Source organism: Umezawaea sp. NPDC059074, from assembly GCF_042738955.1.
Taxonomy (GTDB): Bacteria; Actinomycetota; Actinomycetes; order Mycobacteriales; family Pseudonocardiaceae; genus Umezawaea.
The window spans coordinates 35,710-61,330 of the sequence record NZ_JBHYHC010000037.1 but is presented as its reverse complement, the minus strand read 5'-3'; the positions used below and the strand labels follow the sequence as shown (position 1 = coordinate 61,330).

At 72.1% G+C, this 25,621-nt stretch carries 26 protein-coding genes; 9 read left to right on the top strand and 17 right to left on the bottom strand.

Features of this window, described 5'->3' with window-relative positions:
• Positions 1 to 24: 24 nt before the first annotated feature.
• Entirely contained in the window at positions 25 to 525 is a 501-nt protein-coding gene (locus tag ACFWW9_RS18960; RefSeq protein WP_390379022.1) for a hypothetical protein, read from the bottom strand.
• A 240-nt stretch (positions 526 to 765) separates the two neighbouring features.
• On the opposite strand from ACFWW9_RS18960, the gene ACFWW9_RS18955 reads away from it, so the two are divergent.
• Positions 766 to 1,932, top strand: coding sequence for a sensor histidine kinase (locus ACFWW9_RS18955; RefSeq protein WP_390379019.1), 1,167 nt, complete (start codon positions 766 to 768; stop codon positions 1,930 to 1,932).
• Complete coding sequence (locus ACFWW9_RS18950) at positions 1,929 to 2,579, top strand: response regulator (RefSeq protein WP_390379016.1); 651 nt, start codon at positions 1,929 to 1,931, stop codon at positions 2,577 to 2,579. The genes ACFWW9_RS18955 and ACFWW9_RS18950 overlap by 4 nt, the downstream gene beginning before the upstream one ends.
• A gap of 7 nt (positions 2,580 to 2,586) precedes the next feature.
• Here ACFWW9_RS18950 and ACFWW9_RS18945 read toward each other — a convergent pair whose 3' ends face one another.
• From ACFWW9_RS18945 to ACFWW9_RS18920, 6 genes are read right to left on the bottom strand one after another with little or no spacing between them, the layout of a single operon-like run.
• On the bottom strand, positions 2,587 to 3,579 hold the full coding sequence (locus ACFWW9_RS18945) for a proline racemase family protein (protein ID WP_390379013.1): 993 nt from the start codon (positions 3,577 to 3,579) through the stop codon (positions 2,587 to 2,589).
• Position 3,580: 1 nt separating this feature from the next.
• Positions 3,581 to 4,489, bottom strand: a complete 909-nt coding sequence (locus ACFWW9_RS18940; protein WP_390379010.1) for a dihydrodipicolinate synthase family protein — start codon at positions 4,487 to 4,489, stop codon at positions 3,581 to 3,583.
• Complete coding sequence (locus ACFWW9_RS18935; protein WP_390379007.1) at positions 4,486 to 5,769, bottom strand: FAD-dependent oxidoreductase; 1,284 nt, start codon at positions 5,767 to 5,769, stop codon at positions 4,486 to 4,488. Before ACFWW9_RS18935 ends, ACFWW9_RS18940 begins: the two co-directional genes overlap by 4 nt.
• Complete coding sequence (locus ACFWW9_RS18930) at positions 5,766 to 6,023, bottom strand: (2Fe-2S)-binding protein (protein WP_390379004.1); 258 nt, start codon at positions 6,021 to 6,023, stop codon at positions 5,766 to 5,768. Before ACFWW9_RS18930 ends, ACFWW9_RS18935 begins: the two co-directional genes overlap by 4 nt.
• Positions 6,020 to 7,177 (bottom strand): NAD(P)/FAD-dependent oxidoreductase, encoded by a 1,158-nt coding sequence (locus tag ACFWW9_RS18925; protein ID WP_390379001.1) that lies wholly within the window; start codon positions 7,175 to 7,177, stop codon positions 6,020 to 6,022. The genes ACFWW9_RS18930 and ACFWW9_RS18925 overlap by 4 nt, the downstream gene beginning before the upstream one ends.
• Before the next feature lie 48 nt (positions 7,178 to 7,225).
• Positions 7,226 to 7,801: a helix-turn-helix domain-containing protein gene (locus ACFWW9_RS18920; protein ID WP_390378998.1), complete on the bottom strand. Its 576-nt coding sequence runs from the start codon at positions 7,799 to 7,801 to the stop codon at positions 7,226 to 7,228.
• A gap of 125 nt (positions 7,802 to 7,926) precedes the next feature.
• On the opposite strand from ACFWW9_RS18920, the gene ACFWW9_RS18915 reads away from it, so the two are divergent.
• Positions 7,927 to 9,441 (top strand): carotenoid oxygenase family protein, encoded by a 1,515-nt coding sequence (locus tag ACFWW9_RS18915; RefSeq protein WP_390378995.1) that lies wholly within the window; start codon positions 7,927 to 7,929, stop codon positions 9,439 to 9,441.
• Positions 9,416 to 10,330, top strand: a complete 915-nt coding sequence (locus ACFWW9_RS18910; RefSeq protein WP_390378992.1) for a winged helix-turn-helix transcriptional regulator — start codon at positions 9,416 to 9,418, stop codon at positions 10,328 to 10,330. The genes ACFWW9_RS18915 and ACFWW9_RS18910 overlap by 26 nt, the downstream gene beginning before the upstream one ends.
• Here the strand turns inward: ACFWW9_RS18910 and ACFWW9_RS18905 are convergent.
• From ACFWW9_RS18905 to ACFWW9_RS18895, 3 genes are all read right to left on the bottom strand, one after another.
• Positions 10,327 to 11,556, bottom strand: a complete 1,230-nt coding sequence (locus tag ACFWW9_RS18905; protein ID WP_390378989.1) for an acetyl-CoA acetyltransferase — start codon at positions 11,554 to 11,556, stop codon at positions 10,327 to 10,329. The genes ACFWW9_RS18910 and ACFWW9_RS18905 overlap by 4 nt on opposite strands.
• Positions 11,557 to 11,652: 96 nt before the next feature.
• The gene (locus tag ACFWW9_RS18900) at positions 11,653 to 12,090 is read right to left on the bottom strand and encodes a hypothetical protein (RefSeq protein ID WP_390378987.1); all 438 of its coding nucleotides are present in this window, start codon (positions 12,088 to 12,090) and stop codon (positions 11,653 to 11,655) included.
• 108 nt (positions 12,091 to 12,198) lie between these two features.
• Positions 12,199 to 13,263 (bottom strand): FAD-dependent monooxygenase, encoded by a 1,065-nt coding sequence (locus tag ACFWW9_RS18895; protein ID WP_390378984.1) that lies wholly within the window; start codon positions 13,261 to 13,263, stop codon positions 12,199 to 12,201.
• Between the two features lie 131 nt (positions 13,264 to 13,394).
• Here ACFWW9_RS18895 and ACFWW9_RS18890 point away from each other — a divergent pair, with 131 nt between their 5' ends.
• Entirely contained in the window at positions 13,395 to 14,600 is a 1,206-nt protein-coding gene (locus ACFWW9_RS18890) for a multidrug effflux MFS transporter (RefSeq protein ID WP_390378981.1), read from the top strand.
• Here the strand turns inward: ACFWW9_RS18890 and ACFWW9_RS18885 are convergent.
• From ACFWW9_RS18885 to ACFWW9_RS18870, 4 genes are all read right to left on the bottom strand, one after another.
• Positions 14,597 to 15,406, bottom strand: coding sequence for a hypothetical protein (locus tag ACFWW9_RS18885; RefSeq protein WP_390378978.1), 810 nt, complete (start codon positions 15,404 to 15,406; stop codon positions 14,597 to 14,599). The genes ACFWW9_RS18890 and ACFWW9_RS18885 overlap by 4 nt on opposite strands.
• Before the next feature lie 100 nt (positions 15,407 to 15,506).
• Positions 15,507 to 16,355: a GrpB family protein gene (locus ACFWW9_RS18880; protein WP_390378975.1), complete on the bottom strand. Its 849-nt coding sequence runs from the start codon at positions 16,353 to 16,355 to the stop codon at positions 15,507 to 15,509.
• A 57-nt stretch (positions 16,356 to 16,412) separates the two neighbouring features.
• Positions 16,413 to 17,468, bottom strand: a complete 1,056-nt coding sequence (locus ACFWW9_RS18875; protein ID WP_390378972.1) for a chitinase — start codon at positions 17,466 to 17,468, stop codon at positions 16,413 to 16,415.
• Between the two features lie 386 nt (positions 17,469 to 17,854).
• The gene (locus ACFWW9_RS18870) at positions 17,855 to 18,127 is read right to left on the bottom strand and encodes an antitoxin (RefSeq protein ID WP_390378971.1); all 273 of its coding nucleotides are present in this window, start codon (positions 18,125 to 18,127) and stop codon (positions 17,855 to 17,857) included.
• Between the two features lie 133 nt (positions 18,128 to 18,260).
• Here ACFWW9_RS18870 and ACFWW9_RS18865 point away from each other — a divergent pair, with 133 nt between their 5' ends.
• On the top strand, positions 18,261 to 18,848 hold the full coding sequence (locus ACFWW9_RS18865) for a hypothetical protein (protein ID WP_390378968.1): 588 nt from the start codon (positions 18,261 to 18,263) through the stop codon (positions 18,846 to 18,848).
• Here ACFWW9_RS18865 and ACFWW9_RS18860 read toward each other — a convergent pair.
• Entirely contained in the window at positions 18,838 to 21,747 is a 2,910-nt protein-coding gene (locus ACFWW9_RS18860; RefSeq protein WP_390378965.1) for a BTAD domain-containing putative transcriptional regulator, read from the bottom strand. The genes ACFWW9_RS18865 and ACFWW9_RS18860 overlap by 11 nt on opposite strands.
• A 255-nt stretch (positions 21,748 to 22,002) precedes the next feature.
• Here ACFWW9_RS18860 and ACFWW9_RS18855 point away from each other — a divergent pair, with 255 nt between their 5' ends.
• Together ACFWW9_RS18855 and ACFWW9_RS18850 are read left to right on the top strand one after the other, a co-directional pair.
• Positions 22,003 to 23,118 carry a sensor histidine kinase gene (locus tag ACFWW9_RS18855; protein ID WP_390378962.1) on the top strand — a complete coding sequence of 372 codons (1,116 nt, stop codon included), beginning with the start codon at positions 22,003 to 22,005 and terminating at the stop codon, positions 23,116 to 23,118.
• 15 nt (positions 23,119 to 23,133) lie between these two features.
• Positions 23,134 to 23,778 (top strand): response regulator, encoded by a 645-nt coding sequence (locus tag ACFWW9_RS18850; protein WP_390378959.1) that lies wholly within the window; start codon positions 23,134 to 23,136, stop codon positions 23,776 to 23,778.
• A 1-nt stretch (position 23,779) separates the two neighbouring features.
• On the opposite strand, the gene ACFWW9_RS18845 is transcribed toward ACFWW9_RS18850, so the two are convergent.
• Positions 23,780 to 24,031, bottom strand: coding sequence for a PLDc N-terminal domain-containing protein (locus ACFWW9_RS18845; protein WP_390378956.1), 252 nt, complete (start codon positions 24,029 to 24,031; stop codon positions 23,780 to 23,782).
• A gap of 130 nt (positions 24,032 to 24,161) precedes the next feature.
• Positions 24,162 to 24,551: a hypothetical protein gene (locus ACFWW9_RS18840; protein ID WP_390378953.1), complete on the bottom strand. Its 390-nt coding sequence runs from the start codon at positions 24,549 to 24,551 to the stop codon at positions 24,162 to 24,164.
• Positions 24,552 to 24,725: 174 nt separating this feature from the next.
• Here ACFWW9_RS18840 and ACFWW9_RS18835 point away from each other — a divergent pair, with 174 nt between their 5' ends.
• A complete protein-coding gene (locus ACFWW9_RS18835) occupies positions 24,726 to 25,418 on the top strand; it encodes an aspartate/glutamate racemase family protein (RefSeq protein ID WP_390378950.1) in 693 nt (230 codons plus the stop codon).
• Positions 25,419 to 25,621: the final 203 nt, after the last annotated feature.

Below are 25,621 nucleotides of genomic sequence, written 5' to 3'. Positions count from 1 at the left end.
AAAGGCCCGGTGCGCGAAGGTGGCTCACACACGCCAGTCCAGCTGCTTCTTGGCGAACCTGGCGCGCAGCGCGGGCCGGGTGACGAACCAGAGCAGCGCGGCCAGCACGGCCCCCTGCACGACCTGCTCCACGTGCATCCACAGCGGGTAGCCCGGCGACAGCAGCAGCGAGACGAGCCCGAGCAGGCCGGCGATCGACACCCAGAGCACGCGGCGGTAGGCGGCGCGGTGACCCTGGCGCAGGCGGTAGCCGATGCGCAGGTACACGGCGGAGACCAGGACCACGCCCGCCACCCGCAGCCACACCTGCTGGTGCAACGCCGACCGGAAGGCCTCGACGTTCGTGCCGGGCGGGAGTTGGGCGTGCGCCAGCTGGTAGTCCACCAGGCTGTCGCGGAAGACGAACACCAGGACCGTCAGGACGATGCTCATGCCGAGGTTCGCGAACAGCAGGTAGAAGACGGGACGCAGCTCGGGCGGGTCCTCGGCGTTGGGGAGGGCCTTCCGGATGTTCCGGACGTCCATGGGGGCCTTCTTCCTCGTCGGCGGTGGGACACGAAGATCCTCTCGGGTTCGGCCGGTGCGGCGCATCGGCCCGCGAGCGCTCCCTTCCCCCTACCGACGGGGGTGCTCGCGGCGGTTCGGCGTACGACCTTCGGACCGGACGGGTAGCCGGTCGGCCACCTGCGTCCGGCAGGAAGCCGATCTAGACTCGGTGGCGTGGACAGCACGGGTTTTGGCTGGTGGAGGACGCGGCGGGGGGCCGTGTTCGACATCGTCCTCACGCTGGTCGTGACCGCGCTGCCGGTCCTGCTGTGGCTGGTGGCCGCCTGGTTGACCCCGCTGCTGCCGCTCGTCGGAGAGCGGGCCGCGCTCCCCCCGCAGACCGTCACGACGGCCACGGTCCTGGCGCACCTGGTCACGTCGCTGGGGAACCTCGCGCTCATCGGCCGTCGTCGGTACCCCGAGGTCGTGGCGGTCGTCGTGATCGTCGCCGAGGCGTTCGGCCACGCGTCGATGCTGGGGCTGATGATCGCGCTGTACACGGTCGCCGCGCTGGCCGCGTCTCGCGCGGTGGTGATCGGGTTGGGCGTGCTCGCGATCGTCGGCGCGCTCAAGCCGTGGAACTGGCAGGGCGCGCCGAACGCGGCCGCGCTGTACCTGGTCGTCGCGTTCACGGCGGTGTCGATGCTGGTGGCCGTGGTGCTGCCGGTCGTGCTCGGGCTGTACACCTCGGCGCGGCGGGGGCTGATGGCGAGCCTGCGCGAGCGGGCCGCGCGGTTGGAGCGCGAGCAGGAGCTGGTGGCCCGGCAGGTGCGGACCGAGGAGCGGACGCGGATCGCCAGGGAGATGCACGACGTCGTGGCGCACCGGGTGAGCCTGATGGTCGTGCACGCCGGGGCGTTGGAGATGAAACCCGGCCAGGGGTCGTCGTCGGTCGCGTCGGCTGCTGGCAAGATCGGGGAGATCGGGCGGCAGGCGTTGGGCGAGTTGCGGGCGGCCGTTGGGGTGCTCAAGGTCGACGACGACGCCGCTCCCCTGGCCCCGCAGCCGACGTTGGACGACCTCAAGGAACTGGTCGAGCAGTCGCGGGGAGCCGGGGTGCCGGTGGAGTTCCGGGTGGAAGGGCGACGGCGGTTGGCCAACGCGGCCGAGCGGACCGCCTACCGGGTGGTCCAGGAAGGACTGACCAACGTGCACAAGCACGCTTTCGGGGCACCTACGGAGATCCTGTTGCGGTTCCTGCCCGACCTGCTGGAGGTGAGCGTGCGGAACTCCGCGCCTCGGAAGGCCGTGGGGGTGGACCTGCCCAGCGGGGGGCACGGGTTGGCGGGGCTGCGGGAGCGGTTGTCGTTGGTGGGTGGGGAGTTCGAGTCCGGGCCAGTCGGGGTGGGCGGGTTCCGCATCATGGCTCGGATTCCCGTCGGATGATCCGGGTGCTGATCGCCGATGACGAGGAGTTGATGCGCGCCGGGTTGCGCACGATGCTCGAGGCCGACGACGAGATCACGGTGGTGGCCGAGGCCCGGAACGGGGACGAGGCTGTCGCCGGGGTTCTTCGGTGTCGGCCTGACGTGGTGCTGATGGACATCCGGATGCCGCAGTCGGACGGGTTGACGGCCACCCGAGCCATCGGGGGCATGGCTGATCCGCCGAAGGTCGTGGTGTTGACGACCTTCGACCTGGACGAGTACGTGCACGCCGCGTTGCGGGCCGGGGCGGTGGGCTTCCTGCTCAAGGACACGCCGCCTCGGGATTTGATCAAGGCCGTGCACGTGGTGGCCGATGGGCAGGCGATGTTGTCGCCCTCGGTCACCCGGAACCTGATCTCGGCTTTCGTGGAGCGTGATTCCCCCATCGGGGAGGACGCCCGGAGTCGGTTGAAGGCGTTGACGGATCGGGAGCGGGAAGTGCTGGCGCTGGTGGGGCGGGGGTTGTCCAACGGGGAGATCGGCGAGCGACTGCACAACAGCCAGGCCACCGTGAAGGCCCACATGAGCCGGCTGTTGAGCAAGCTGGACCTGTCCAACCGGGTGCAGGCCGCGATCTTCGCGCACGACGCGAATCTGGTGGAGTGATCACGCGCTACAGGACGAAACCCTCCGGGAACGGGTCGGTCGGGTCCAGGAGGTACTGGGCCGTGCCGGTGATCCAGGCTCGACCGGTGACCGTCGGGATGACCGTGTCGTGGTCGGCTGTTCTGACCAGGCGGCCGGTGAACCTGGTGCCCAGCAGGGATTCGTTGACGTGGTCCTCGCCCAACCGGAGTTCGCCGCGCGCGTGCAGTTGAGCCAGGCGGGCTGAGGTGCCTGTGCCGCACGGGGAACGGTCGAACCAGCCGGGGTGGATCGCCATGGCGTTGCGGGAGTCGCTGCCGTCGCGGCCCGGCGCGGTGAACTGGACGTGTTTGCAGCCGCTGATGGACGGGTCACGGGGGTGGACCGGGCGGGCGGTCGTGTCGATGGCGGCCATGATGTCCAGGCCCGCCTTGAGGATGCGGTCCTTCTCCGAGCGGTCGAAGGGGATGTCCAGGTCCGCCAGCGGGAGGATCGCGTAGAAGTTGCCGCCGAACGCCATGTCGTAGCGGACCGTGCCCAGGCCGGGGACCGTGACGGTGGCGTCCAGCTCGGTGGCGAACGACGGGACGTTCTCGATGGTCACGGAGTCGGCGTGGCCGTCGTGGACCTGGACCCGTGCTTCCACCAAGCCCGCGGGGGTGTCCAGGCGGACGATGGTCTCCGGTTCGGTGACGGTGACCATTCCCGTCTCCACCAGGACTGTCGCCACGCCGATCGTGCCGTGGCCGCACATGGGGAGGCAGCCGGACACCTCGATGTAGAGCACGCCCCAGTCCGCGTCCGGGCGGGTCGGCGGTTGGAGGATCGCGCCGCTCATCGCGGAGTGGCCGCGTGGTTCGTTGACCAGGAAGCGGCGCAGGTGGTCGAGGTGCTCGATGAAGTGCATGCGGCGTTCGGCCATGGTGGAGCCGGGGATGACGCCGATGCCGCCGGTGATCACCCTGGTGGGCATGCCCTCGGTGTGGGAGTCGACCGCGGTGAGGCAGCGGGTCGAGCGCATGTCACTCCCCCCTCAGGTGGTCGAAGGCGCGGCGGAGGTCGGCGTCCAAGACCGTGATCTGCTCGGCGGACAGCGGACCGCGTGGGGGCCTGCACGGGCCGCCGAAGCGACCCGCGGCGTCCATGCCGCGTTTGATGGCCTGCACGAACTCGACGCGCGAGTCCCAGCGGAACGCCGCCACCAGTGGCTCGTAGAGGGCCCGTGCCTCCTCGACCTTGCCGGTCGTGGCCAGCTCGAACAGGCGGGCGGATTCGGCCGGGAAGACGTTGGGGAACCCGGCGAACCAGCCGGTGGCACCCATCAGCAGCGACTCGAGGACCACGTCGTCCGCGCCGGAGACCACGGTCAGGCCCGGTGCGCGTTCGCGGATCTCCAGGACTCGGCGGACGTCGCCGGAGAACTCCTTCACCGCCACGACGTTGTCGATGGCGGCGATCTCCTCCAGCAGTGCCGGGGTGAGGTCGACCTTGGTGTCGAACGGGTTGTTGTAGACCATCACCGGCAGGCCCACGGCCGCGACCTCGGTGAAGTGGGCGACGACCTCACGCGGGTTGGCGCGGTACATCGTCGGCGGCAGGCACAGGACGCCGTCCGCACCGTCCTCGGCCGCCAGTTCGGCCCAGTGGCGGGCCTGGTGTGAGCCGGGGCCGTGGACGCCGACCACCACCACGGCGTCGTGGCCCACTGCCGCGACGGCCGTGCGAACGACGTCACGGCGCTCGGTGTCGGTGAGGGACGAGTACTCGCCCAGGGAGCCGTTCGGGCCCACGCCGCGACAGCCGTTGTCCACGACCCACCGGCAGTGCTCGGCGTAGCGGTCCAGGTCCGGCCGGAGGCCCGCCGGGGCGCTCGGGTCCTCGGCGTAGGGCAGCGCGGTCGCCACGATCACGCCGTCGAGTCGTTCGGTCACGGGTCCTCCTCGGGCAGCAGGGGTGTGTCGGCCAGTTCGCCCAGGCGCACCGGCGTGGCGAACGGTCTGCGGTGGAACGCTTCGGCGTCGGGCAGCGGGTGGCCCAGCCGGGTGGTGGCCAGGGCCGTGACCTCACGGCCGCACACGCGGCCCTGGCACAGGCCCAGGCCCGCGCGGCTGGTCAGCTTCAGGGTGCGACCGTCGGCCGCACCTCGGGCGAGTGCGGCGTCGAGATCGCGCACGGTCACCTCCTCGCACCGGCACAGCGTGGTGTCCGGGGTGAGCCAGGTGTGGCGGCCGGATGGCAGTGGGTGGGCGGAGGCCAGGGCAGCCGCGAAGGCCCTGCCTCGGCGTACAGCGCGGAGGGCGTCCAGGGGTGGTTGGGGGGCGCGAGCGGCGGCTGATCCCGCGACCGTGCCCTCGGCGGCGGCCAGGGCCGCGCCGCCGATGCCGGTGATCTCGCCCGCCGCGTAGACGCCGGGGATCGAGGTCGCGCCGGTGGTGTCGACGCGCACGAAGCCGTTGACGATGTCGCAGCCGATGCTGACGGCGAGGTCCAGGCGCGGGGTGAAGCCGTGGCCCACGCAGACCGCGTCCACGGCGATTCGTCGGCGGGTGTCCTCGCGGATCGACCAGTCGGGGTTCAGCCGAGCCACCGTGACCGCCGTGACGCGGTCCTCGCCGTGGGCGGCGACCACGGCCGTTCGGGTGCGGACGCGGGGAAGGAGGTGCGCGTAGCCCGCCAACTCCCCCAGCTTGCCCGCCGCCGCCCACGGGTGCCGCGCCCAGCCGCCGACGCCGTTGGCCTCCAGCAGCGCGACGACCCTGGTGATCTTCCGCAACTCGTGGGCGACGGGCAGGAGGAACGGGCCGGTGCCGGACACGACCACCCGTTCGCCCACGGCGACGCCATGGGCCTTGGCCAGGGTTTGCGCGGCTCCGGCGGTGTAGACGCCGGGGAGGTCCCAGCCGGGGAACGGGACCACGTGGTCGTGTGCGCCGGTGGCGAGCACGACGGCGTCGGCGTCGAGGACCTGGCCGGTGCGGTGAGGGCTGTCGGCGGGGCGGGTTCGAACGTGGAGCCGTCGGCCTTCGGTGGCCCAGACCGTGCTCAGCGGCAGGTGGCGGACTCGGGGGTCCACGTGCTGTTCGGTGCCGCGGTGGTACTGGCCGCCCAATCGCGGTTCGGAGTCCACCAGGACGACGTCCGCGCCCGCCTGGGCCGCCGCGTCGGCCGCGGCGAGTCCGGCGGGGCCTCCGCCCACGACGACGACCCTCATTCCGGCAGCTCCGCCCCGTGTTGGGTGCGCACGACGTCGCCGTCCGCCGGGAACCGCTGGCAGGCGCGGACGTCGGGGACGCCGTTGACCACGAGCAGGCAGTCGAAGCACACGCCGATGCCGCAGAACACGCCGCGCGGACGGTCGTTGGTCCTGGTCGTGCGCCACGACGGGCGGCCCGCGGCGATCAGCACGGCTGCCAGGGTCCGGTCCGGTGGCACGTCGTGCGGCTCGCCGTCGATGGTGATCCTCATGGGCACACCCCCGGTCGGTCGACGCGGAACGGGGTCGGGTCGACCACGGGTTCCGCGCTGGTGAGGAGGTCGGTGAGCAGGCGGCCGGTGGCGGCCGCGAGGCCGATGCCCGCGCCCTCGTGGCCGGTCGCGTGCCAGAGGCCCGGAGTGCGGGGGTCGGGGCCGATGATCGGGAGGTGGTCTGGCGCGTACGGGCGGAAGCCGCCGTAGGCGCGCAGCACGGGGACGTCCGCCAGCACGGGGAACAGCGCGACCGCCCGCTTGGCCAAGGCGCGGGGCACTTCGACTCGCAGTGCCGCGTCGAACCCCACTCGTTCACGGCTGGAGCCGATGAGGACGGTGCCGCCCGCGGTGGACTCGACCACGGTCGAGACTTGGAGGTCGGCGTCGCCGCTGGCGACCGCGCCCACGTAGTCGGCGTCGTACACCTTGTGCCGCACGGTCGGCGGAAGGGCGGCGGTCACCAGCACCACGCCTCGGCGGGGCAGCACGGTGATCGGCGAGTCGAACGCCGTGGCGGTCTCCCCCGCCCATGGGCCGCAGGCGTTGACCACCGCGCCGCAGGGCAGGTCGCCGTCGTCGGTCACCACGGCGGACACGGCGCCCGCGGTGCGGCGCAGGCCGAGTGCTCGGACGCCGGGGCGCAGCGTGGTGCCGCGACCCGCCGCTACCGCGAGCAGGGCTTTTGTCACGAGGACGGGCTGGAGCTGGGCGTCCTGGGGGTAGTGGACCGCGCCGACGACGGCTCGTGTCAGGTGGGGTTCGCGGTCGAGGGCCTCGGTCGGAGTGATCGGCCGGGCGTCCACGCCCGCCGTGCGCTGGGAGGCCGCGAAACCGGCCAGGGCCTCGGCGGCGTCCGGGCTCGTGGCCACGACCAGGCCGCCCTTGGCGTCCCACTCGACGTCCACGCCCAGCCGGTCGAGCAGCGCGGGCCACAGGAGCAGCGACGCGAGGGCCAGGTCGAGTTCCGGGCCCGGTTCCTTGTCGGAGACCAGGACGTTGCCCTCGCCCGCCGCGCTCGTGCCCGCGCCGAGCGGGCCGCGGTCCAGCACGGTGACCCGCAGCCCGGCCGCGCTCAGCGCCTCGGCGCACGCCGCGCCGATGACGCCCGAGCCGACCACGACCACGTCCGGGTACCGCACGCGCACCCCCATCGTTCAGCGAAGTGAACACCCGGAGCGTAAGCGCGGACCTCAGCAGGGTCAATCCCCGTGCGAGGCGTGCACGCCGTCCGGGTACTCCAGCAGCAGCACGGACTCCACCGGGCCGCCGACCGTCTCGTAGGTGTGCGCGCCTTGGGCCGGGAAGCACACGTAGTCGCCTGGCCCCAACTCGTAGGGCGCTGCCGCTGGGCCGACCCGGAGCACTCCTGACGTGACCAGCACGTGCTCGCGGCCAGGGTGGCCCGCCGAGTACTGGGTCTGGCCGGGTCGGACGCGCTGGTCGTACACCTCGACGACGGTGTCCCCGAGCGTCAGCCTGCGGACCATGCGCAGGTCGACGGCGTTGCTGGACAGCACGTCGAGGTCGGCCGCGCGCACCAGCACGACCTCGGACTCGGCGGGCGCGGTCAGCAGGTCGGACACCGGCACCCCCAGAGCGTTCGACAAACTGAACACCGTGTCGATGGTGGGGTTGCCCGCCCCCGACTCCAGCTGCGACAGCGTGCCCTTGGCGATGCCCGACCGGCGCGCCAACTCCGACAGCGACAGACCGCCGTGGTCGCGCAGCGCGCGCAGGTTCGCCGCGAGCACCTGACCGGCTTGCTCCCTGACCACCCCAGGACCTCCTCCTCGCAGGCGAGCACCGTACGGGTGATCGCCCGCGGTCGACCACCCGACGCCGTTGACCGGTCACTCTGCTTGTTGTAGTAAGGGAGGATCCGACCCAGGGAGCCCGAACCATGGACGTGGAAGTTCTCGGACGCGTGCTCAGCACCCTCCCCGCCGACGACGACCACCCGTACCGCACGGGGGCGTGGCAGGGGCAGACGACGGAGTGGCGCGCGGACGACCTAGACGTGGTGGGCGAGATCCCGCCCGACCTCGACGGCGTGTACCTGCGCAACACCGAGACCGCGCTGCACCCGGCGATCGAGCGCTACCACCCGTTCGACGGCGACGGCATGGTCCACGTCGTCGGGTTCCGCGACGGGAAGGCCTTCTACCGCAACAGGTTCGTCCGCACTGACGGGTTCCTGGCCGAGCAGGAGGAGAAGCGGTCGCTGTGGGCCGGGGTCACCGAGGACCCGAACAGCGCCGTCCGGGAGCAGGGGTGGGGCGCGCGCGGCCGGATGAAGGACGCGTCGAGCACGGACGTCGTGGTGCACGCCGGGGTGGCGCTGACCAGCTTCTACCAGTGCGGCGACCTGTACCGGCTCGACCCGCTCACCCTCGACACGCTCGGCAAGTCCGACTGGGAGGGCAAGTTCCCGTCCTCGGTCGGCGTCAGCGCGCACACCAAGGTCGACCCGCGCACCGGTGAGCTGCTGTTCTTCGGCTACGGCAAGAAATCCCCGTACCTGCACTACGGCGTCGTGGGAGCGGACGACAAGCTGGCCCACTACACGGGCATCGAACTGCCCGGCCCGCGCCTGCCGCACGACATGGCGTTCACCGACAACTACGCGATCCTCAACGACTGCCCGCTGTTCTGGGACGCCGAGCTGCTCAAGCAGGGCGCGCACGTCCCGCGCTTCCACCGCGACCTCCCGTTGCGGCTGGGCGTGGTGCCCCGGCGTGGAGGCAACGCGGACGTGCGGTGGTTCGAGGCGGACCCGACGTACGTGCTGCACTGGACCAACGCCTACGAGGAGGGCGACGAGATCGTCCTGGACGGCTTCTTCCAGGGCGACCCGATGCCGAAGTTCAACGGCTCCGCGGACAACCGCGAGCGGGTGTTCCGCGGGCTGGCGCTGGAGCGGTTGCAGACCAAGCTGCACCGGTGGCGGCTGAACCTGGCCACCGGGCAGGTCAAGGAGGAGCGGATCTCCGACAGCGTCACCGAGTTCGGCATGATCAACGCCGCGCACGGCGGCCGTGCGTACCAGTACGTGTACGCGGCGACCGGCGAGCCGGGCTGGTTCCTGTTCAACGGCCTGGTGAAGCACGACCTGCTGACCGGGGCCGAGGAGCGCTACCCGTTCGGCGACGGCGTGTTCGGCAGCGAGACGGTGATGGCTCCCCGGCCCGGCGCGACGAGCGAGGACGACGGCTACCTCGTCACGATCACCGTCGACATGAACCGGAACCTGTCGGAGTGCCTGGTGTTCGACGCGCGGAACGTCGCGAACGGCCCGGTGGCGCGGGTGCGGCTGCCCGAGCGGGTGTCCAGCGGCACGCACGCCACGTGGGCGTCCGGGGAGAGCCTGCCGAACTGGCGGACGAGTGACGATGCCGCTGCTGCCCTCGGTCTCTGAGGACGTCACGGCGCTGCCCGCGGGCGGGCGCAACCCGATCGGCGTGGCGCTGGGCCTGCTCGGCGACGAGTGGACGCTGCTGATCCTGCGCCACGCCCTCCAGGGCACGCGCCTGTACGGCGACTGGATGCGGAGGCTGCCGATCTCGCACGCCGTGCTGACCGGCAGGCTGGCGCGGCTGACCGAGTTCGGGCTGCTGGAGCGCGTGGTCTACCAGGAGCGGCCGGAGCGGTTCGAGTACCGGCTGACCGGGCGGGGTCGGGGCGTGTGGCCGATCCTGCTGGGCGTGTGGGCGTGGGAACTGTCCTTCGTGGAGCAGCACGCCGAGGAGCTGCCCCGGATGCGCCACCGGGAGTGCGGCGAGTTCTTCGAGCCCGTCCTGGTGTGCGGCACGTGCTCGGAACCGGTGCGGCCGCGTGACCTCACCGGCGGGTTCGGGCCCAGCGGCACGTGGGAGCGGTCGATGCCGTCGGCCACGACCCGGCGGCGGGCCGCGTCCGCGCCGGGGCACCGGGAGGGGTTCTTCCCGCAGACCACGGCGCTGGTGGGCAACCGGTGGTCGTGCGCGCTGCTGGGGGCCGCGTTCCAGGGGGCGCGGCGGTTCCGCGACTTCGAGGAACGCCTGTCCGCGCCGCCGGTGGTGATCGCGGACCGGCTGCGGACGTTCGTCGACCTCGGCGTCCTGACCGACGACTACCGCCTGACGGCCAAGGGTCTCGCGTTCTTCCCCGTCGCCGTGCACACGATGGAGTGGGCGCAGCGGTGGTTCCGCTCCCCCGAGGGCCCGGCGCTGGTCTACGGGCACGCCGGGCACGCGTTCCGGCCGCGGTCGGCGTGTTCGCGGTGCGCCTCGCCGTTGCGGGGCGGGACGATCGACCGGGTCGTCTAGCGCGCGTCGCCGACCACGAAGCTGACGGTGGTCGTGGTGCTGCCGCCGATGTTGAGCGTGGCGGCCGTGCGCGCGCCCGGCACCTGGTACCCGCCCGCCTGGTCGGTGACCTGCTTGAAGGAGTCGACGAGCATCCGCACGCCGGTCGCCCCCACGGGGTGCCCGCCTCCGATCAGCCCGCCGCTGGGGTTCATCGGGACACGGCCGCCGATCTCCAACGCACCGGACTCGATGGCCTTCCAGCTCTCGCCGGGGGCCGTGATGCCGAAGTGGTCGATCGCCAGGTACTCGCTCATGGTGAAGCAGTCGTGCGTCTCGACGAGGTCCAAGTCGTCGACGCCACCGACGCCTGCCCGCCCGAACGCGTCCAGGATCGTGTCCCGCACATGCGGCAGGACCAGCGCGTCGTCCTTGCTGCGGGCGAACTTCTGCTCCAGCGACAGCCCCACGGTCCGGTGCCCCCAGCCGAGGATCCGGGCCCGCGGTCGGGCCGCGACCTCCGGGTGCGCGGCCAGGAACTCCCCCCTCACCAGCACGACACCGGCGGCGCCGTCGGTGAGCGGCCCGCAGTCGGACTTGCGCAGCCTGCCCTCGACGACCGGGTTCACCTCGTCGTCGGGCTGGAAGCTCCGCTCCTCGAACGCCCACTTCCGGGTCTGCGCCAACGGGTTCGCGCGGGCGTTGCGGGTGTTCAGCTCCGCGATGGCCGACAGGTGCGCGGCGTCCAGCCCGTACCGCCGGTCGTACTCGTCCGCCAGGACGCTGAACATGTGCGGCCACAGGAACTTCGCGTCCTGCCCCTCGTGCCCGACCCACGCCGCCGCGCCCATGTAGCGCGCGCCGACGTCACCCGGCACCGTCTTCTCCAGCTCCACGCCGAGCACCAGCGCGCAGTCGTACCGCCCGGACTCCAAGTCCGCCATCGCCGCCAGCACCGCCAGGGACCCGGACGCGCAGGCCCCCTCGTGCCGGGACGCGGGCACACCCCACAGGGCGGGCTCGACGGTCGCGGGCAGCGCCCCGAAGTGCCCCTGCCCGGTGAACAGCTGCCCGAACGCGTTGCCCACGTGCACCACGCCCACCCGTGCGGGCTCGACGCGGGCGGCGTCGAGGGTCTCGCGCACCGCCTCGGCCGCGAGGTCCGCGACCTCCAGCCCCTCGCGGGTCAGGTTGCGGGCGAAGTCGCTCTGGTACCCGCCGACGATCCAGATCTCCGCTGCGGCCATCGGCGTTCCTCCTCGGTGGGGTCCGACCCGCCTCCACGGTACTCAGCGGGCCGCCGGAACCGGGTGACGTCGTGGGACGCCACCCGGCCGGGGGTGTCAGATGCCCATGGAGGCCAGTTCGATCGCCGTGCGGTAGTTCGCGGCGGCCGTGACGACGCAGGCGCGGTAGGTGCGGTTGGCGGTGACCACGAGGAAGTAGTCGCGGAGGTTCAGGGCGTAGGTGACGAGGTACAGCAGGCCGGGGACGAAACCCGGCGGGCGGGGCACGAGGGCGAAGCGCTCGGAGCAGGTGAGGATCTCGCCGGTGGCGGTGGAGAGGACGTCGGCGACGTCGCTGTTCATGTTCCAGCCCGCGGCCAGCTCCGGCGTCCAGATCGCGCCCGCCACCAGGCGGAGCTTCTCCTGTTCCTCGGCGGTGGGGTCGCTCGCCGTCGACACCGGGGTCGGGACGATCGCCGCCGAGCCCGGCGCGACCGCCATCCCCAGCATTCCCAGCACCAGCGAGAGCACGACGAGAAAACGGACTCGCGTCATGGATTTCCTTTCCACACGGGGACTTCCGCCGTCAGACAACCACGTCGCCGACGTGCGGACAGCCCCCGAATGGCTTGATCAACTCTCGCTCGAGTGGCCGTACCGAAGTCACGGTGCGGCGTGCAGCGGAGCGTGGTTCGCCCGGACGAGCTTCTGGCCGCCGAGCTTCAGGACCAGGTTCCGCAACGGGGTCGGCAGGGTGCGGGCGCGGTCGCGGCGGTGGTTCTGCGAGAGCACCCACCGGACGCGTTCGGCGCGGCGGGCGGTGTAGTCGGCGACCCGGTCCTCCCGCACGAGTTCCGCGAGCACCACGGCGTCCTCCAGCGCCATCGCCCCGCCCTGGGCCATGCTCGGCGAGCACGCGTGCGCAGCGTCGCCGATGAGCACCAGGCCCGGCCGGGCCCAGTCCGACCCGTCGATCTCCGACAGCGGCGCGAAGTAGGCGTCCGTCGCCCGCGCGAGCAGACCGGGCACCGGGTCGGCGAAGTCGGCGAACAGGTCGCGCCAGTCGCCGTCGGGAGCCGACGGGGTGGCGCTGTTCGTGTCCGCGTAGCAGTAGATCCGGCCGTCGCCCAGCTCCACCGCCAGGAACGTGCGGCCGCCGCTGCCCAGACGGGCCGTCCAGCCGGTCTGCGACGGCTCGCCGTCCAGCACGAACCGCCAGCACACCTGGTTCAGGAACCGGGGTTCGGTGGCGGGGAACGCGATGCGGCGGACCGTGGAGTCGATGCCGTCCGCTCCGACGACGAGGTCGTAGGTCTCCGTCGAGCCGTCGTCGAACGTCACCCGCCCGTCCTGGTCCACGTCGGTGACGCCGACGCCCAGCCGCGCGACCCCCTCGGGCAGCGCGGAGCGCAGGACCTCGTGCAGGTCCTCGCGGGTGATCGCGACGCACGCGCCGACGTCACCCCAGAGCGCCTCCAGGTCCACGTCCACGAGCGTCCGGCCGCGGTGGTCGAGCATCCGCTGGCGGGTGATGCGGGCGCCGCGCCGCTCGACCTCCGCGCCGACGCCGAGCGCGTGCAGCGCGCGCACCGCGTTGGCGGGCAGGTAGAGGCCGCTGCCGCCCGGTCGCCACGCCGGGGCGCGCTCGACCAGGTCGACCTCGCCCTTGAGCGCCACGGCCGTGGCCACCCCGGCGATACCGCCTCCGACGACCAGCACGCGCGTCACAGGACTTCCTTTCGGGTCAACGGGTTCCACGGCGGAGTCCGAGGTGGACGGTGTTCCGCCTCACAGGTGGAAACAAACGGGGGTCGTGGGGGATTGTGCACCACGGAACACCATCCGAGACGGGGAGCACGATGACCACCACGGCCGACCGTCCGACGATCGCGCCGGGTGTGGCGAAGCTCGCGCTGGTGCTCGGCGGGCTGACCGCGTTCGGCCCGCTGTCGATCGACATGTACCTGCCCGCGATGCCGCTGATGGCGGGCGACCTGCACGCGGCGGACGCCACCGTGCAGCTCACGCTCACGTCGTTCGTCCTCGGTCTGGCCATCGGCCAGCTGGTGATCGGGCCGCTGTCGGACTCGCTCGGCAGGCGCCGCCCGCTGCTGGCGGGGCTCGCCCTCTACGTCGTCGGCTCGCTGCTGTGCGCGATCGCCCCGACCAGCGGCGTGCTGATCGCCGCCCGCGCCCTCCAGGCCGTCGGGGCGGCCGCCGGACTGGTGATCGCCAGGGCGTCCGTACGGGACCTGTTCTCCGGCGTCGCCATGGCCCGGTTCTTCTCCACGCTCATGCTCGTCAACGGCGTCGCCCCGGTGCTGGCCCCGGTCCTCGGCGCGCAACTGCTCGGCTGGACGTCGTGGCGCGGCGTGTTCGTCACCCTCGCCGTCATCGGCGCGCTGCTGCTGGCCGTGGTCGCGCTGCTGCTCCCGGAGTCGCTGCCCGCGGGCCTCCGCTCCCCCGCCCGCCCCGGTGCCGTGCTGCGCACCTACGCCCGGCTGCTCACCCAGCGCTCGTTCGTCGGCTACGCGCTCGCCTCGGGCCTGATGTTCGCGGCCATGTTCGCCTACATCTCCGGCTCGTCGTTCGCCCTCCAGGGCGTCTACGGCCTGAGCCCCCAGCAGTTCAGCCTGGTGTTCGGCCTCAACGGCGTCGGCATCATCGCGATGGGCGGCGTGAACCGCCGACTGGTGGGCCGGGTCTCCGAGCACACCCTGCTCCTGGCGGGCCTGTCGATCGCCGCCGCGGCCGGTCTCGGCGTCCTCGCCGCCGTCGTGTTCCACCTCGGGCTGGTCGGCCTGCTCGTGCCGCTGTTCCTGCTGGTGTCGACGGTCGGCATGGTGATGCCGAACGCCACCTCCCTGGCGCTGGCGGACCAGGCCAGGTCGGCGGGTGCGGCGTCGGCGCTGCTCGGCGTGCTCCAGTTCGTCATCGGCGGCGGGCTGGCCACCCCGCTGGTCGGGCTGGGCGGCCCCGGCACGGCGCTGCCGATGGCGGCGGTGATCGCCGGGTTCAGCGTGCTCGCGCTGGTGGTGTCGGTGTCGCTGAACCGGGCCCGCTAGCGCTGGTTGAGGCCGCCGTGCAGGTGGCCGACCTGGATGGTGGGCCCGCTGTGGGTACCGCCCCTGATGATGTTCCTGGTCGCGCGGCTCGACCGCGCCTCCCGCTCGCGCTCGACCTCGGCGGCCGCCAGCTTCTCGCGGTACTCGGGGTTGGAACCGAACCCGTCGCGCAGCAGGTCGCCGCTGGGGTTGGGCACGTAGAGGTAGACCGTCCCGGTGAACTCCTTCACCCGGACGGGCACTTCAGCCACCCGTGACACCGCCACCGTCGCGTACCCGCTGGCCAGCACGTCCTCGAACACACGCTGCGACAGCACCGCGGACACGAACGTCTGCTCGGGATCCGACCCGGTCAGCACCCGGCGGACGGGTTCGGCGTCGAGCAGGCGGTGCGCCGTGACGACCGTGGTCCCGACCACCGACGCGTTGCCCTCGGGGTCGACGTCCCGCACCGGGCCGACGTTCAGGCTGGCCCGCATCCGCAGGGAGGCCCGGCCGGGCCTCGACCTCATCCGCGCGTTCTGCTCGGCCAACTCGGTCTGGAGCGCGTCGAAGAACAGGCTCACGACGGCGGGCAGGTACCGGGTCTCGAACCCCATGCCGAACCCGTCACCGGTGTTGTGCGGGAACAGCGCGCCCTCCAGCACGTGCGCGAGGCCCGCCCGCTCGAACGCGCGGGCCACCACATCGTGGATGGTGTCGGCGATGGCCGCCTGGACGACGTCGTTGTTGCTGCCGAAGCCCTTGGTGTCGACGACGAGCACGGCTCGGTACGGCGGTAATTCCCTGGGGGTGTCGCTGGACAATGCTTCCTCGTTCCGGACGGGGACCTGGAACGACCAGTGTCCCCCGGTTCCCCGACCGCGGGGCCCGAAATCGGCGGCCCCGATCGGGTGGCCGACCGGGTCAGCGCCGGGCCGCCCACTCCTCGAACACGCCCTGGACCTCGTCGAAGTACGCCGTCTTCGCCCGCGTGTAGTCGTCGTGGTCCGGGTCGTTCGAGTGTTCCGCGGCCAGCCGGATCTTGATCTCCTGGTACCGGTCGCGCTGGTCGGGGTGCGCCCGGAGCCAGTCGCGGAACCAGACCGTGTGGTTGCCCCACGGCGAGTCCGCGCGGCGGACGTGCACGATCGTCGGCGACACCGGGTCCGGTGAGGTGAACAGGCGCTTGGCCCACACCTCGTCCGGCACGACCTCGCTGCCGCGCGGCAGGTCGCGGTGCACGCCCGGCGAGTCCGGGCGGGCGCCGGTCGCGGCGAGGAAGCCGATGGCGTTCATGGCCCGGTCGATCTCCGCCGGGTCCGGCAGCCGGGTGACCCGGACCTGGAGGTCGACGAACGCCTTGGCGCCCAGGCCGGGCACGGCGGTCGAGCCGATGTGGTCGTAGCGGAACGCGCCCGCGGGGTCGAGGCGGGACAGGGCCGAGCGGACGCGGTCCAGGCCGCGGCGGCCCGCCCACTGCCAGCGGGGGTCGTGGACCTGGACGGCCGCCGTGCGGCGGTCGACCGGGCCGCCCGCCAGCGCCTCGGACCACGGCCGCAGCCGCGTGGTCCAGAGCCGTTCGACCTGGACGTGAACCGGTTCGTCGGCCGAGAGGACCGCGTCGACGAACCGGGTGTCGACCGAGGTGTCCGAGGTCGCGATGCGGAAGGCGACCGCCGAACCGGGGCCGAGGACGGCGGCGACCCCCAGCGCGCGCAACCGCGACGCCGCGGCCACGGCGTCCTGACCTCCCACGATCCCGACCGTCAGCATGATCGTGACTCTAACCGTGGACGCGGATCCGCGATCCGCGCCCACGGTCGGACGTGCCTAGCGTCCCTGGAGTGCCTTGACATTGTTGCCGAACGTCCAGTTCTTCGACCCGTCCCAGTTGATCGACCAGGTCATGAGCCCCTTCATGCCCTTGCTACAGGTGTTCCACGCCTGCGACACGAGGCTGGTCGACATGTACCCGCCGCCCGCGCCCGGCTGGGCGGGCAGACCGGGGACCTGCTTGTCGCACGGCACCTTGATGGTGGTGCCCTGCACGACCAGACCCTTGTTCAGGCAGTTGGTCTGGGCCTGGAAGCCCGCGACCGTGCCCGCCGAGTAAGAGTCGCCGGAGCAGCCGTACATGCTGCCGTTGTAGTACTGCATGTTGAGCCACCACAGCCTGCCGTTGTCGGCGTACTTCTTGATGATCGGCAGGTAGGAGCCCCAGATCGAGCCGTAGGTGATGCTGCCGCCGGTCACGTACGCCGTCTCCGGGGCCATGGTGAGGCCGAAGCCCGACGGCATCCCGGCGAGCACGCCGTCGATGATGCGGATCAGGTTCGCCTGGGAGGCCGACAGGGTGTTGATGTTCCCGCTGCCGACCAGACCGGTCTCGATGTCGATGTCGATGCCGTCGAAGTTGTACTTCTTCAGGATCGGCACGATCGTGGAGACGAACTTGTTCGCCACGGCCGTGGAACTGAGGTCGATGCCCGCGGCCGCGCCGCCGATGGACATCAGGATCGTCGCGCCCGCCGCCTTCGCCGCGCACATCTCGGCGGGCGTCGCGACCTTCACGGTCGCGTCCATGCCGTCCTCCCACAGCACCGTGCCGTCGGAGCGGATGACCGGGAACGCCGCGTTGATCACGTTGTAGCCGTGGTCGCGGATGCGGGAGTCGGTGATCGGGGTCCAGCCGAACGGGGGGTGCACGCCGTTCGACGCGCCGTCCCAGTTCTCCCAGTACCCCTGGAGCACCTTGCCCGCGGGCTTGGCCTTGAGCGCGCAGGTGTCCGCGAGCGCCGCCACCGGCGCCGCCGACGCGGAGACGGGTGCGGCGAGCAGGGCGATGGCCGCGCCGACGGCCAGCAGTCGTGAAGTCCAACCAACCATGTGCAGGCTCCTTGATCTCGGCGGGCCCGCTGTCAGCAGGGAGCGGACCCGCGCACGGTCGTGCTGGTGTGCGGGGTCCGCGACGGCGGCGCTGGACGAGGAGGAGCGGACGACGATCCTCCGACGGGCAGCACGCGAACCCCATGGGTTCCCGCACACTGGCCACCGGGGCTCGCACCACCGGTAGGCGCCGCCAGAGTTCGGTCCTACGCGAACAACGGTAGGGGGTGCGAGCAGGAAGGCAATGCGGCGTTCGGTCGAACCCGGAACGAACGGGCTCACGACCCGCTCAGCCCTGGTCGTGGTCGTCGTCCGGGTTTCCTGTGCGCAACGCGCGACGGCCTCCCCCGTCGTGGCGGGGGAGGCCGTCGGGAGTGCTGGTGTGGTTACCTCTGGCTGAAGCGGTCGAGGCCTTCCTTGGCCTTCTGCTGGCCCTGGTCGACCTGGTCCGAGTACTTGCCGCCGGTCTTCTCGTCGGCGAAGTCACCGGCCTTGTCGATGCCCTGGTCGACCTTGTCGCCGTGGTCGCCGAGCGCGTCCTTGGCCTTGTCCTTCAGAGCGTCGAACTTGTCGCCGATACCCATGAGCTCGGAGCCTCCCTCGACGGCGTCCCTTGTGGACACCACGACGAAGGGGTGCCCGACGCCGACGCGGATCATGCGGGCGTCACCCCATCGTGTGGTCCACGGGGGTGCTGACCTGGGCGGTTACCGGGTCTTAGGCGGTTCTTCAGCACTCGCGGACACGGTGTGCCGGTCCGAACGACCGGGACGAGCGAGGAGAACTCCGCAGATGCAGATTCGAACCGCGGCGCTGCTGCCGGCGACCGCACTCGTGTTCGGGCTCCTCTCGGGCGTGGTGGTGGCTCCGGCCTTCGCCGTGCCCGCGACGACGATCGTGGTGGACGCGCCGGAGGGCGCGCCCGACCTCGAGGACGCGAGTCCCGCCCTCAAGGCGGCGGGCTACGGCGGCACGATCACCCGCAAGGAGGTCCTCGCGCGGGCGAAGGACTGGTGGGACCGGAAGGTCCCGTACAGCCAGAGCGCGTACGCGTGGGACGTGAACAAGGGCAAGAAGTACCGGACCGACTGCTCGGGCTTCGTGTCCATGACCTGGAAGATCACGAGCAGCCGCAACACGAGCACCCTGGACGACATCGCCACCAAGGTGGCGTGGGCGAGCCTGAAGCCGGGTGACATGGTGCTGCGGGCCGGGCACCACGTGAAGCTGTTCGAGAAGTGGACCTCGTCGGCGAAGACGTCGATGTGGATCTACGAGGAGGGCAGCACGGCCACGGACATGGACCACGAGACGGTGTCCGTATCGTACCTGAAGGACAACGGGTACGTGCCGTGGAAGTACAAGAAGATCACGGACTGACCGAGGAGCAGCCCCACCGGGCCCAGGTGTCGGACTCCCCCGCCTCCCTGGAGCCCAGCCCCTCCAGCAGCAGCGCCGCCTCGCTCCAGCAGCGGGCGGCGCTGCTGTCGTCCCCGGCCGCGGCGTGCGCCGCGCCCAGGTCGCGCAGGGTGCGGGCGCGCCACGCGGGCAGGTCCAGCTCGTCCCAGTCGGCCAGCGCCGCGCCCAGCACGACGACGGCCCGGTCCGCCTCGCCGGTGGCGAGGTGCAGTTCGCCGATCGTGCGTCGCAGCAGCGCGAGGCCGAATCGGTCGCCCAGTTCGCGGCAGTCCAGTAGGGCCTCGGCGAGCAGGTCGGCGGCCTCGGCGGTCCGACCGGTGCGCAGCCACGCCTTCGCCAGCGACTGGGCGGTGTAGCAGCGCATCAACGGATCGCCGATGGCGAGCACGATGTCGTGGGCTCGGCGGAAGTACGGCTCGGACTCCGCGTACTCGCCACGCGCCCGGTGCACCAGCCCGATCCCCCGAACGGCCAGCGCCTCGCCACGCCTGCTGCCCGCCACCCGGTACGCGGTCTCGGCGGCCCGCAGGTTCGCCATGGCCTCCTCGTCGCGGGCCAGTTCCCGCTGGACCGAGCCGAGCCCGTACAGCGAGTGCGCCACGCCCTCGCGGTCGCCGAGACCCGTGAGCAGGTCCCGCGCGCGGTGCAGGGCCGCCAGCGCGTGGTGGTACTCGGCGCGTTCACGGGTGACCATGCCCTCGCCGTTGAGCGCCACGGCCTCGCCGTGCAGGTCGCCCAGCTCGACGAACAGCGCCCCCGCCGCGCCGAACCACAGCCCGGCCTCGGTGAACCGGTCGCGCTTGAAGTAGAGCTGCCCGAGGCTGCACCGCAGCACCGCCTCGCGCCTGCGGTCGCCCGTCGCGATCACGGCGTCCAGCGCGGCGCGGTGCGTCCGCTCCCAGCCGTCGTACCGGTTGCGCAGGCCGAACCAGGCGAACACCAGCGCTTCGGCCAGGTCGCAGGCGGCCGCGGCGAAGCCCAGCTCGGCGGCCCGTTCGACGACCTTGATCAGCAGCGGCTCCTCGACCGCGAACCACCCGTCCCGCTCCCCCGGCGCCACCGGGTGGTCCGGCAGCTCGCCGAAGAACCCCTGCATCCGCGGGATCGCGGGCATCAGCCGCTCCGCGCAGGCGTCCACCTTCGCCAGGCACGCCTCCACGACCCGGTGCACGGCCGTGAGGCGGTCGGCGTCGGCCGGGTCCGCCTCGGCCAGCTCACGGGCGTGGATGCGGACCAGGTCGTGCATCCGGTAGCGGAGTTCGCCGGTGACGTCGAGCAGCCGCGCGTCGACCAGCCGGTCCAGCACGTCCTCCGCCTCGTCCTCCGGCAGCCCGAGCAGCGGCGACGCCAGGTCGGCTGGCAGTTCGGGGTGGTCGAGGAAGCCGAACGCCCGGTAGGCGCGGCGGGTGGGCTCGTCCAGCGCCCGGACCGTCAGCTCCAGGCTGCTGCGCACGGCCAGGTCGTCGGCGACCAGCTCGTCCAACCGCCCCCGTTCGTCGCGCAACCGGCTGACCAGCCGGGACACCGGCCAGTGCACTCGACCCGCGAGACGCGCGCCGGTGATCCGCACGGCCAACGGCAGGTGCCCGCACAGCCGCGCGACCTCCAACGCCGCCTGCGGCTCCTCGGCCACGCGGTCGTCGCCGAGGATGTCCGCCAGCAGCGCGACCGCCTCGGCCGAGGTCAGCACGTCTAGCGCGAGCCGCCGCACCTGCCGGTCGCCGGGGCGCAGCCTGCTGGTGACCAGCGTCAGGCAGCCGGGCGCGCCGGGCAGCAGCTGCCGCACCTGCGCGACGCTGGACACGCCGTCCAGCACGACCAGCACCCGCCGTCCGGTGAGCTGGGCCCGCCAGAGGGCGGCGCGTTCGTCGAGCTGGGTGGGGATGCGGACGCTGGGCACGTCGAGCGCGCGCAGCAGCGTGTCGAGCGCGGCCCCCGGCGGCAGCGCGTGCAGGTCGACGAACAGCTGCCCGTCCGGGAAGCGGCTCGCCAGCAGGTGGGCGGCGTGCACGGCGAGGGCGCTCTTGCCGACGCCGGGCGCTCCCTCGATCCACCACACGCCCTGCGCGTCGCCTTCGGTCAGCCGTGCCAGCTCGGCGACGCGGCCGGTGAAGTCGCCGACGTCGCGGGGCAGGTAGTTGCGCCGCACGGGTTCCTCCGGCTCGTCGCCCTCCAGCACCGCCTGGTAGAGCCGCTGGAGCTGCGGACCCGGCTCCACGCCCAGCTCGTCCACGAGGACGCGGCGCGTGTCCTGGAAGACCCGCATCGCCTCGGTGCGGCGGCCCGCGCCGGACAGGGCCCGCATGAGCCGCACGCGCAGCCGTTCGGCCAGCGGGTGCTCCTCCACCAGCCCGGACAGCAGGTCCACGACCTCGGCGTGGTGGCCCAGCTCCAGGTCCGCGTCCACGGCGTCCTCGACGGCCGCGAGGTGCCGGGCCTCCATCGGCGCGCCGAGCCGGTCGATCCCGGCCATCGGCGTCCCGCGCCACAGCTCCAGCGCCCGGCCGAGCACCGCGCGGCGCTCCGCCGGGTCGGCGGTCTCCCCGGCGCGCGCCACCAGGTCGCCGAACACGTGCGCGTCCACCTGGTCCGGGTCGGCGGCCAGCCGGTAGCCCGCGGCGCGGTGCTCGACGGGCACGCCGGCGCGGCGCAGGCCGGAGATGTGCACCTGGAGGGACTTGCGGGCCTGCGGCGGCGGGTTCTCGCCCCAGACCAGGTCGATGAGCCGGTCCACCGGGACCACGCGCCCGCAGTCGGCGGCCAGCACCGCGAGGATCCGGGTCGGCTTGGGCGGCAACGGCGGCAGGACGACCCCGTCGTCGTCGAGGACCTCGACCGGGCCGAGAATGCGGAACTGCACCGGGGATCCCTCCGCGAAGTGGCGCTCCAGGGTGACGCGGGAGTTTGACGCGACCCGTGGCACCCGGCTCCGATTCGTTACCGAAGTCACCCTATCGGCGCAACCAACTACTTTGCGTTGCAAAGGACCTCTGGCCAGGCACAACGCACCCCTCCACTGGACCAGTCGGTCTTCCGGGGCGGTCCGGGCGGACACGGTGCGTGGAGTCGTGGTCGATCCGGTCGGGCCGACGGCACTACCGTGATCGCCGTGGTGATGCGCGAACCGCGATCGGTGCTGACGTGGTGGGACGGCCGGGTGCGGTCGCTGCTGTTCGACGTGGCGGTGGCCGCGGTGGTCACCTGGTTCGGCGTCGCGGGCCACGCCTTCACCCCGGCGCTGGTGGCCTGGGGCGTGGTGGCGTTCGCCGGGCTCCTCGTCCGGCGCAGGTTCCCGCTGGTCGCGGTGGGAGCGGCGGTCGTCGTCCTGGTGTTCGGACCGAACCTCGCGCCACCGCTGGTGGCGGCCTACAGCCTCGCGTCGCGGTACGGGCCCGCCCTGCGCACGTGGATCGGGACGGCCGTGATCCTCGCCGCCCTGCTGATCACGACGTGGGTGAGTTCGGACGAGTGGGACCCGCTATCCCTCGTCATCGTCGTGTTCGTCGCGCTGCCGGTGGTGGCGGGGCTGTGGACGTTCCAGCGCCGCACGCTCCTGGCCGCGCTGAACGACCGCGCCGAGCAGGCCGAGCGCGAACGCGACCTGCTCGCCGAGCGGGCCGTCACCGCGGAGCGCCGCCGGATCGCCGGGGAGATGCACGACGTGGTGGCGCACCGGGTGAGCGTGATCGCCCTCCAGGCGGGCGCGTTGAAGCTGACGACCGACGACGAGCACGTGGGCAAGATCGCCGAGGTCATCCGGACCAGCAGCACGGCCGCGCTGACCGAGCTGCGCGACGTGCTCCGGGTGCTGCGCGACGACGGCGACGCCCCCACGCCACGGCACAGCCCCGCGCTGCACGGCGTGGCGAAGCTGGTCGAGGAGTTCCGCTCGGCCGGGGCGCGGGTGGACCTCGCCCTGCCGGACGTGGTGCCGGAGACGTCGGACGCGGTGGGCCGGGCGGCGTACCGCGTGGTCCAGGAGGCGCTGACCAACGCGGGCAAGCACGCGCCCGGCGCGCCGGTGCGGGTCGAGGTCGTGGCCTCCGACGACGCCGTGGCGGTCGAGGTGACCAACCGGGACCCCGGTGGCGCGCGGACGCCGGTCGGGGCTACCGGCGCGGGCTACGGGCTGGTCGGGATGCGCGAGCGGGTCGCGCTCGCGGGCGGCACGGTGCGGTCCGGGCCGACCGACGGCGGTGGGTACGTTGTGTCCGCTCGGTTCCCCCGGTGATCGGATGACGTGCCCGTGACGGTGAAGGTGCTCCTGCTCGACGACGAGGAACTCGTGCGCGGCGGCCTCCGGATGATCCTGGAGTCCGACCCGGACCTCGAGGTCGTCGCGGAGGCGGCCGACGGGACCGGCGTGCTGGACCTGGTCGCCCGCCACCGGCCCGACGTCGTGCTCACCGACATCCAGATGCCGCGCGTCGACGGCCTCGAGGTGACCCGGCTGGTCGCCGCGCTGCCGGACGGGCCGCCCGTCCTGGTGCTCACGACGTTCGACCTGGACGAGTACGTGCACACCGCGCTGCGCGAGGGCGCGTCGGGCTTCCTGGTGAAGGACACGCCGCCGCGCGACCTCGTGCAGGCCGTGCGCATGGTGGCCGCGGGCGAGGCGATGATCTCGCCGCGGATCACCAAGCGGCTGCTGCGGGAGTTCGCGGGCGGCGGCGCGAAGCAGGAGGCCGTCACCCGTCTGGCAGCCCTCACCGCGCGGGAACGCGAGGTCGCGGTCGCCGTGGGCGGCGGGCTGAGCAACGCGGAGATCTCCCGGTCGCTGGTGCTGAGCGAGTCGACCGTGAAGGTCCACATCGGGCGGGTCATGGCCAAGCTGGACGTCGTGAACCGCACGCAGGTCGCGATCGTGGTCCACGACGCCGGGCTGGGCTGACTCAGACGCGGATCCCGCGCCGCTCGGCGTCCCGCTTGCCGAGCAGGAACCACACGAGCGGCCCCAGGAACGGCGCCCAGAACGCGAACAGCACCCAGACGACCTTCATGCCCCCGGTGAGGTCCGAGCGCAGGACGCTGACCAGCGCACCGAGGAAGAACAGGAAGAGCCCGAGCAGGACCACGACGATGGCGGCGGCGAAAGCCCAGTTCAGGGCCGTGCTCTGGGCCGCGAGCACGTGGTTGGTGTCCATCGGTTCCACTCCTTAGGGGGAGAAGCTGTACACCGATGAGACTGCCGGTCGACGACGTCAGCGCGCGTCAACCCGTGCTCGCACGTCAGGGTTGACCGAAAGTCGTACGACCGCTGCCGGAAGGTCGCAGCTAACGCACCAGCGCACCCGACCGGGCACGGGTCAACCCGTGCAGCCGCTCGACCGCTCCCACCAGCTCGTGCCCCCAGAGCTGGTGGGCACACCATTCGGCGTTCGCCCGCAGGTACCGGACCTCGCTCGCGATGGTGCAGCGGAACTCGGCGGGCTCACCGCGGTGGTGGCGGACGTGCCGGGCGATCCGGTGCAGGACCTCCAGGATCGACAACACCACCAACGCCGGGTCAGGGGCGAGCAGCGGCTCGTCGTCGACGGACACCAGCAGCCCCTCCCCCAACGGCGAGTCGTCGACGCGCCCCGCGCGACCGGGCCCGTCGAGCATCCCGGCGGTGCAGATCGCCACGGCGTGACCGCGAATCTCGTCGAGCCGATCGGTCGTCACGCGGACACAACTGGGACAGGCCCAGCGGAGCGCGCTACCCGCTCCGCCACAGGCACGGCACACGGTGGTCGGCAAGATCAGGCCTCCGTTTGGAAGAGTGTCGTCCGTAGGACGCGCCGGAGTGCCGAACAGGTTGCGCGAACCGGGAAACCGGCCGTACGAGGAGGACGCGGGATGTTGACGATCGGGTTGATCGGCGGGATGAGCTGGGAGAGCAGCGCGGAGTACTACCGGCTGGTGAACGCCCTGGTCCGGGAGAGGCTCGGAGGCCTGCACTCGGCGCGGTGCGTCCTGTACTCGGTCGATTTCGCGGAGATCGAGCGGTTGCAGGTGGAGGGGCGGTGGGAAGAGGCCGGGGTGGTCCTCGCGGCCGCCGCCCGGAGCGTGGAGGCGGCTGGGGCGGACATGGTGCTGCTGTGCACCAACACCATGCACAAGGTCGCTGATCAGGTGCAGGAGGCGGTGGGGATTCCGTTGGTGCATCTGGCGGATACGACCGCCACAGCCGTGGTGTCCGCCGGGGTGGAATCCGTCGGGCTGCTCGGAACGGCGTTCACCATGGAACAGTCGTTCTACCGGGACCGGTTGGCAGGACACGGATTGCGAGTGCTGGTGCCCGAAGTGGACGATCGCGCACTGGTGCACCGAGTGATCTACGACGAACTGTGCGTCGGAGTAGTGCGAGAAGCATCTCGGGACGCGTACCGAGAGGTGATCGAGCGCCTGGTCAAGGAGGGGGCTCAAGGAATCGTGCTGGGCTGCACCGAGATCGAACTGCTGATCAGCCCCAACGACAGCCCGGTCCCGGTCTTCCCCACCACCCGACTACACGTCGAAGCAGCGGTAGACCTAGCCCTGAAGGGCTAACGGCCGCACGCAACCGGACCACCAAGGGACACACGGAAGCACGCAACCAAGGCGGCACCCAGCCCCCTCGCCCCACCCCGATCAGAAGCGCCTTCGCACCCGTTTCGTCTTGTGAAGGGCACGTTACCCCCGTGACAAGACGGAACGGGGGGTGTAAAAATTTCGCGAGCGGGGGGGGGGGTACGCCAAGGCGGTGCCTCACG

Bases quoted from the DNA above. Each gene is read 5' to 3' on its own strand.
- ACFWW9_RS18915 (WP_390378995.1), top strand. From the start codon at position 7,927: ATGGACGTGGAAGTTCTCGGACGCGTGCTCAGCACCCTCCCCGCCGAC.
- ACFWW9_RS18880 (WP_390378975.1), bottom strand. From the start codon at position 16,355: ATGCTGACGGTCGGGATCGTGGGAGGTCAGGACGCCGTGGCCGCGGCG.
- ACFWW9_RS18870 (WP_390378971.1), bottom strand. From the start codon at position 18,127: ATGATCCGCGTCGGCGTCGGGCACCCCTTCGTCGTGGTGTCCACAAGG.
- ACFWW9_RS18945 (WP_390379013.1), bottom strand. From the start codon at position 3,579: ATGCGCTCGACCCGCTGCCTCACCGCGGTCGACTCCCACACCGAGGGC.
- ACFWW9_RS18925 (WP_390379001.1), bottom strand. From the start codon at position 7,177: ATGGGGGTGCGCGTGCGGTACCCGGACGTGGTCGTGGTCGGCTCGGGC.
- ACFWW9_RS18865 (WP_390378968.1), top strand. From the start codon at position 18,261: ATGCAGATTCGAACCGCGGCGCTGCTGCCGGCGACCGCACTCGTGTTC.
- ACFWW9_RS18935 (WP_390379007.1), bottom strand. From the start codon at position 5,769: ATGAGGGTCGTCGTCGTGGGCGGAGGCCCCGCCGGACTCGCCGCGGCC.
- ACFWW9_RS18900 (WP_390378987.1), bottom strand. From the start codon at position 12,090: ATGACGCGAGTCCGTTTTCTCGTCGTGCTCTCGCTGGTGCTGGGAATG.
- ACFWW9_RS18950 (WP_390379016.1), top strand. From the start codon at position 1,929: ATGATCCGGGTGCTGATCGCCGATGACGAGGAGTTGATGCGCGCCGGG.
- ACFWW9_RS18960 (WP_390379022.1), bottom strand. From the start codon at position 525: ATGGACGTCCGGAACATCCGGAAGGCCCTCCCCAACGCCGAGGACCCG.
- ACFWW9_RS18835 (WP_390378950.1), top strand. From the start codon at position 24,726: ATGTTGACGATCGGGTTGATCGGCGGGATGAGCTGGGAGAGCAGCGCG.
- ACFWW9_RS18910 (WP_390378992.1), top strand. From the start codon at position 9,416: ATGCCGCTGCTGCCCTCGGTCTCTGAGGACGTCACGGCGCTGCCCGCG.
- ACFWW9_RS18875 (WP_390378972.1), bottom strand. From the start codon at position 17,468: ATGGTTGGTTGGACTTCACGACTGCTGGCCGTCGGCGCGGCCATCGCC.
- ACFWW9_RS18905 (WP_390378989.1), bottom strand. From the start codon at position 11,556: ATGGCCGCAGCGGAGATCTGGATCGTCGGCGGGTACCAGAGCGACTTC.
- ACFWW9_RS18845 (WP_390378956.1), bottom strand. From the start codon at position 24,031: ATGGACACCAACCACGTGCTCGCGGCCCAGAGCACGGCCCTGAACTGG.
- ACFWW9_RS18855 (WP_390378962.1), top strand. From the start codon at position 22,003: ATGCGCGAACCGCGATCGGTGCTGACGTGGTGGGACGGCCGGGTGCGG.
- ACFWW9_RS18890 (WP_390378981.1), top strand. From the start codon at position 13,395: ATGACCACCACGGCCGACCGTCCGACGATCGCGCCGGGTGTGGCGAAG.
- ACFWW9_RS18930 (WP_390379004.1), bottom strand. From the start codon at position 6,023: ATGAGGATCACCATCGACGGCGAGCCGCACGACGTGCCACCGGACCGG.